At 34.6% G+C, this 1,698-nt stretch carries 2 protein-coding genes; both read right to left on the reverse strand.

Going from position 1 to position 1,698, the window contains the following annotated elements; genetic code table 11:
- Window positions 1–919: 919 nt before the first annotated feature.
- A complete protein-coding gene (locus GO621_RS18590) occupies window positions 920–1,201 on the reverse strand; it encodes a hypothetical protein (protein ID WP_157569883.1) in 282 nt (93 codons plus the stop codon).
- Between the two features lie 63 nt (window positions 1,202–1,264).
- A complete protein-coding gene (locus GO621_RS18595) occupies window positions 1,265–1,546 on the reverse strand; it encodes a hypothetical protein (RefSeq protein ID WP_157569889.1) in 282 nt (93 codons plus the stop codon).
- Window positions 1,547–1,698: the final 152 nt, after the last annotated feature.

A 1,698-nucleotide genomic window follows, 5' to 3' on the forward strand; every position in this document is an offset into this window, starting at 1 on the left:
CATTTAAAACTCGTCAGCCGAAACCCGAACTAAAGTTAAAAAAGAAATCCAAAAGTCTGGTAACTTTCGTCTGCCAGTTTTTTGCCAAACCAATGTTGCACGCCGTTTTGTTTAAAAGCGAAAATATAAATTTGAACTTTTAAACAATTTTTATTTGTCCGCAAAACAAGCAAACTTTTAGTTTACAAAGTCGGCGCACAAAAGTCAGCAATAATTTTGTCTGCGCGAAAAAGTCGGCAGATTTGATTTCGCTGCTTTTAGAACTTTTAGGTCAGATGAACGCGATCTGAAAAGTTAGCCGGCAATACTGTTTTTAGCGGCAAAAAATTTGTCCGCAAGTTTTAGACCGATAAAAACAGCATTTAGAAAAGTCGGCGAAATACAAGTCAGGCGAGCGCGTTGAAGTCGGCGCTTTAAATGGCGTGCAACGGAAAAGGCTTGGCGAAGAACTGAAATTTAAATTCCTTCCGCCCAAAACCAAAGTTAAATTAATAATCAAATGTTGATGCTTCTTTTACCAGCTAAATTTCTGTTCCTTCAGCTGAAACTGAAGCTAAATAGCAAAACAAAAGCTGAAATTGTAACCTGCCAGCCAGTTTTTTGCCAAACCCATGTTAGCCGCTTTTTGTGTTTTTGCTTTTTTGGGACAAAAAAATCTTTAGCAAACTTTGCCGGGCGAAAACACAAATTGCGCCTAACGGATAAGGCTTGGCGAAGAACTGGAAATAGAATTCCTTCAGCCGGAACCAAAGCTAAATAAAAGTTCCAAAGTTCAATGCTGTTTTTACAAGCTAAATTTTGTTCCTTCTGCTGGAAACTGAAGCAAAATAGTAAAATAAAAGTTGATAGTTTATTCCGTCAGCCAGTTTTTTGCCAAACCAATGTTGGGCGTTCGTGCTTATTCTTAAATACTATTATTTTATCGTTTTCCTAATTTATTTACAATTGTCTTGTAGCCTTGAGATGAAAAACTAAAAATTACTTTGTCTGTCTTGCCTAAATCTTTGAACTTTTGCTGAATTTCTGGAACTATAACTGAAATGTCTTTTCCTTCTAATAGTTTTGAATAGAAAAGTTCATTAGTTAGCTTGGCTTCGTCAATATACAAATCTCGATTACAACCAATCAAACCAAAGAAAGGGTATTCAATTTTGCTTTCATCTATAATTTTTGCACCGTTAAGTCCTTTACAACTTGACATGTTAACAATTAATGTATTTCCAAGCTTTGAATTAAGTTCATAAAATAAATCTCTAAGTTCATCCTAATAAATATCTTCATCATTTTCTTCAATCCATAATCCATCCTCGGTTCCATGAGATACAATTTGTAAACAAAATTTAAGTCCAGTTTCGGCAAGTTTTTTCATGTAAGAGAACGTGTCAAGAACCATAGCTTTGTTCTTACATTTTCCTTGAAGCTGTTTAATTCCTTTAGACGCAAGAAAGTTCATTAAATCTTCAGAAATTTTAAAATCGTCTCTGTCTTTTTGAGATAAGCAGTCTACAATAAATACGAGGTCGTATTCTACATCAAGTTTTGTCATTATAGTTATTGTTTAAATTATAGAATGTCTCAAGTAGCATGACGCCCAACGGAAAAGGCTTGGCGAAGAACTGGAAATAGAATTCCTTCCGCCCAAAACCAAAGTTAAATTCATATTAAAAAGCTGATGCTTCTTTTACCAGCTAAATTTTG

Source organism: Mucilaginibacter arboris, assembly GCF_009754915.1.
GTDB lineage: Bacteria > Bacteroidota > Bacteroidia > Sphingobacteriales > Sphingobacteriaceae > Mucilaginibacter_A > Mucilaginibacter_A arboris.